The organism is Kitasatospora sp. NPDC093558 (genome assembly GCF_040683475.1).
In the GTDB taxonomy this organism is placed as follows: Bacteria; Actinomycetota; Actinomycetes; order Streptomycetales; family Streptomycetaceae; genus Kitasatospora.
In genome coordinates this window covers 1-3953 of sequence record NZ_JBFBDY010000574.1, presented here as the reverse complement: position 1 = coordinate 3953, position 3953 = coordinate 1, and the positions used below count along the sequence as shown (strand labels likewise).

The following is a 3953-nucleotide window of genomic DNA, read 5'->3' as shown; positions in this document are numbered from 1 at the left end:
TCGCAGCCCGCCGGCGTCGCCGGGCCCGACCTGCAGCCGCAGCACCTCCCAGCGGCGGCAGGCCACCAGTTGCACCACGATCTCTCCGCCCCGCGGGATCCCGCCGCTGCGAAGCCGACGGTCTCCCGCGCGGACCGGTTCGCGGCTGGCGTGGTAGCGCTCGCGGCGTTCGTCGAGCGCGAGGGCCACTCGAAGGTACCGCGGGCGCACAAGACCGAGGAGGGGCTGTCTCTGGGGGCCTGGCTGAACAACCAGAAGGCCCGGCGGGACAAGCTCAGCCCCGAGCAGCTCGGGCAGCTGGAGGCCCTCGGGGTGGGCTGGTAGGACGGGCTTGGTTCGTTCGAGACTGTGTCTCACATCGTTCGACGCATGCCCTGCCCGGCTCGGCACAGGGAGAACCCCGGGCGCGATCTTGGGGAAGCGCGCGCCCGGGGGTTCAGGGGAGGGTCAGCCGTCGGAGCCGGCCGGGGTCGAGGTACTGGTGATGCCCAGAGTCTTGTCGGCGGCCTGGGCGAACTCGTTGGTGAAGGTCTTGCCCAGGTCCACCGAGTCCACGTTCTTGAGGCCGACCAGCTTCTCGGTCGCCAGGACGTTCTTCGGGCCGTCGGCCGGCATGATGCCGTCCGGGAGGAACTGGCCCTTGTCCTGGGTCAGCGCGGTGATGTAGTCGTCCTTGGTCACCGCGCCGTTGGTCGTGAAGGCGGGCGGCAGCGCGTTGGCGATGTCGGCGGCGGAGTGGGTGTTGATCCACTGCATGGTGGCGACCAGAGCGGTGACCACCTTCTGGGCCGCGTCCTTGTGGGAGTTGACCCAGTCGGTCTGGGCGAGGACGCTCGCGGACGGCCAGAGGCCGCCGACCGCCGCCTTGGCGCCGTCGGTCGTGGCCAGGTCGACGGCCGAGTAGCCGACGCCTCTCTTCTGAATGGCCGTCACCGTGGGCTGCGTGGTCATCACACAGGCCGCCTTGCCGTTCTGCAGCGCGGCGATCGCCGTCGCTCCGGCGCCGACGCCGATCCGGTGGTACTGGTCGGTGCTGAGCTTGTTCTGGGCCGCGATGAACTCGGTGAGGGTGTCGGTGCCCGAGCCCAGGTCGGTGACGCCGAGGGTCTTGCCCGCGAAGTCGGCCGGCGAGTGGACACCACTGTTGTTGGCGCACATCTCTCTCTCGCCTGGCGCGCCGGACAACTGGACGATGCCCTCGACCGCCTTGTGCTTCGCCGCGAAGTCGATGGTGTGGATGTACCAGGCACCCGCCATGTCGACCTGGCCGGAGGCCATCGCGTCCTCGGCGCCGACCGCGTCGGACTCGGTGCTGAGCACCACGTTGACGCCGTACTTCTGGTAGAAGCCGAGCTGCTGGGCGAGCTGGAACGGCAGGTAGATCTGCTTGTCGATGCCGCCGACCATGATCTTCACGGTCGGGGTGCCGCCGGCGTCCGCGCTGTTCTTGGAGGCGCTGGAGGAGCAGGCGGTGAGGGTGAGGCCGAGGGCGAGGGCGCCGGCGACGGTGCCGGTGAGAGTCCGCTTGAACATGGCTGTCCCTTCGGGGAGGTACTGCGTGGGGGGTACTCGGGGTGGCGGGCTGTGCGGACTAGATGACCGCGCTCTCGGACGCGGACGGTGGACGCCACGAGAGCAGCCGTCGCTCCAGCTTGGTGATCAGCCACTCGGCGATCAGGACGATGACCGCGATGACGGCCATCGTGGCGAACACGCCGTCGGGGTCGAACTGGTTCTGAGCGGTCTTGATGACGAGGCCGAGGCCGGCCTGCGCGCCGAGCACCTCGCCGACCAGCGCACCGACGATGGCGAACCCGAAGGCGGTGTGCAGGCTGGCGGTGATCCAGGTGAGCGCCGAGGGCAGCACCACGTGGCGCACGATCTGCAGCGGCGAGGCGCCCAGCACCCGGGCGTTGTTGAGGATGTTCCGGTCGACTTCCCGGACGCCCTGGAAGGCGTTGAAGAAGACCACGAAGAACACCAGCACCGCCGCGAGCAGGATCTTCGGCGTCTCACCGAGGCCGAACGCGACCAGGAAGATCGATCCGAGCACGATGCGCGGAACCGCGTTCACGATCTTGATGTACGGGCTCAGCACGTCGGAGAGGAACCGGTTCTGCCCGAGCAGGACACCGAGGACGATTCCCGCGGCCGTGCCGGCCGCGAATCCGAAGACCGCCTCCCGGAGCGTGGTCTCGATCTGCATCCAGTACGAGCCGAACTCGGTGGCCTGCTCTCCCTTGGTGAAGTAGTCGACCAGGCGCTGGGCGATGCCGCTGGGCTGCCCGTAGAAGAACGGGTCGAGCCACTTCCACGTGGTGGCCAGCTGCCAGCCACCGATCACGAAGACGGCCAGGCCCAGCTGGGCCAGCAGGACCAGCAGCTTGCGCTTGCGAACCGCGCGCTTGCCGACACTCGCGGCGGTGGCGTCCGTGGCCGGGGTCCCGGTCTCGGCCGGGGCGGTGGAGGAGACGCTGCTCATGACTTCTTCTCTCCCGTCGTGTCGGCGTAGGCGCGCTCGACCTCCTCGCGGAGCGAGGCCCAGATCTGGTGGTGGAGTTCGAGGAACCGGGGCTGGAAACGGATGTCCTGCACCGCGCCGCGCGGACGCGGCAGGTCGATGTCGTAGACCGCCTTGATCGAGCCCGGACGGGAGGTCATCACCACCACCCGGTCGGCCAGGGCCACGGCCTCCTCCAGGTCGTGGGTGATGAAGATGACCGAGGGACGCAGCTGCTCCCACAGGCCCAGCAACTCGTTCTGCATGATCGCTTTGGTCTGGACGTCCAGGGCGCCGAACGGCTCGTCCATCAGCAGGATCTTCGGCTCGTTGATCAGCGCGGCGGCCATCGCGACACGCTTGCGCATACCACCGGAGAGCTGGTGCGGGTGGTGGTCCTCGAACCCGGCGAGTCCGACCCGGCGCAGCCAGTCCCGGGCGGCGGCGTTGGCCTTGGCCTTCCCCACACCTTTGAACACCGGGCCCATGGCCACGTTGCCCAGCACGGTCTTCCAGGGGAGCAGCGCGTCCGCCTGGAACATGAAGCTGATGCCGTCCGTGATGCCGTCGACCTCCCGGCCGCCGACCAAAACCTCCCCCTCGCTCGGGCGGTCCAGGCCGGACACCATGCTCAGGGTGGTCGACTTGCCGCAGCCGGTCGGTCCGACGACCGCGCAGAACTGGCCCGGCTCGACGGTGAAGCTCACATCACGGGTCGCCGTGAAAGCCTCACCGCTCGGGGTCAGAAACCGCTTGGTCACACCCGAGATCTCGATCCGGGCGTCGTCCCGGACGGTTCGTCCTGCGGCCGGGCTCGGCGCGGCGTCGTTTCGCGCAGCCATCGAATCCGCCTCCTTGGTTTCCTCTGCCACCCCTTCCGTGTTTCCGGGGTGTTGCGTGGTGCCGAGAAGATAGGACCGCCATGCGGGGTGGCGGGAGTCTTGCGTGCGTTGCGCGGCTTCATGACATTGCGGTGGGTTCTGCTCGTTCTGCGCACGGGCGCGGGGCTGGGCAAACCACGTTTCACCAGGCACACTCGCCTACACGCGCGCCGGGTCGGAAGAGCACGGCGAAGGAGGCGTGAGCGCTACGGAGGTGGCCGGATGGCCCGACGACGTGGCCAGGGCAGGAAGCTCTCGGCCCGCATCCTGGTCAGCCAGCTGCTCATCCTGGCCATCACCAGCGCCATCGGCTTCGTCCTGCTCACCTACGCGCAGCGCGACGAACTCGACCACGAGTACCAGCAGCGCGCGCTCGCCATCGCCCGGACGGCCGCCGGCGACCCCCAGATCGTCCAGGCCATGGCCGACGGCACCGGCGGGGACGTCGTCCAGACGGTCGCCAGCCGGATCGAGAAGACCTCCGGGGCGACCTATGTGGTGGTCATCGGCCTGAACCACATCCGGCACTCCCACCCGTTCCCCGATCTCAACGGCAAGGCCGTGGAGCAGCC

Annotated in this window: 4 protein-coding genes and 1 pseudogene; 2 read left to right on the top strand and 3 right to left on the bottom strand. The window is 68.9% G+C overall.

The window, feature by feature from the left end; genetic code table 11:
- On the top strand, window positions 1-324 hold a 324-nt coding region (locus AB0O00_RS31685; protein ID WP_363657633.1), incomplete at its 5' end, for a helicase associated domain-containing protein.
- 123 nt (window positions 325-447) lie between these two features.
- On the opposite strand, the gene AB0O00_RS31680 is transcribed toward AB0O00_RS31685, so the two are convergent.
- From AB0O00_RS31680 to AB0O00_RS31670, 3 genes are read right to left on the bottom strand one after another with little or no spacing between them, the layout of a single operon-like run.
- Window positions 448-1533 (bottom strand): ABC transporter substrate-binding protein, encoded by a 1086-nt coding sequence (locus AB0O00_RS31680; RefSeq protein WP_363657631.1) that lies wholly within the window; start codon window positions 1531-1533, stop codon window positions 448-450.
- 58 nt (window positions 1534-1591) lie between these two features.
- Window positions 1592-2482 (bottom strand): ABC transporter permease, encoded by an 891-nt coding sequence (locus AB0O00_RS31675; RefSeq protein WP_363657629.1) that lies wholly within the window; start codon window positions 2480-2482, stop codon window positions 1592-1594.
- Complete coding sequence (locus tag AB0O00_RS31670) at window positions 2479-3342, bottom strand: ABC transporter ATP-binding protein (RefSeq protein WP_363657628.1); 864 nt, start codon at window positions 3340-3342, stop codon at window positions 2479-2481. Before AB0O00_RS31670 ends, AB0O00_RS31675 begins: the two co-directional genes overlap by 4 nt.
- Window positions 3343-3603: 261 nt before the next feature.
- Between AB0O00_RS31670 and AB0O00_RS31665 the strand changes: the two are divergent.
- Window positions 3604-3953, top strand: a pseudogene (locus AB0O00_RS31665) (sensor histidine kinase); the annotation flags it as partial.

Bases quoted from the DNA above. Each gene is read 5' to 3' on its own strand.
- AB0O00_RS31680 (WP_363657631.1), bottom strand. From the start codon at position 1,533: ATGTTCAAGCGGACTCTCACCGGCACCGTCGCCGGCGCCCTCGCCCTC.
- AB0O00_RS31675 (WP_363657629.1), bottom strand. From the start codon at position 2,482: ATGAGCAGCGTCTCCTCCACCGCCCCGGCCGAGACCGGGACCCCGGCC.
- AB0O00_RS31670 (WP_363657628.1), bottom strand. From the start codon at position 3,342: ATGGCTGCGCGAAACGACGCCGCGCCGAGCCCGGCCGCAGGACGAACC.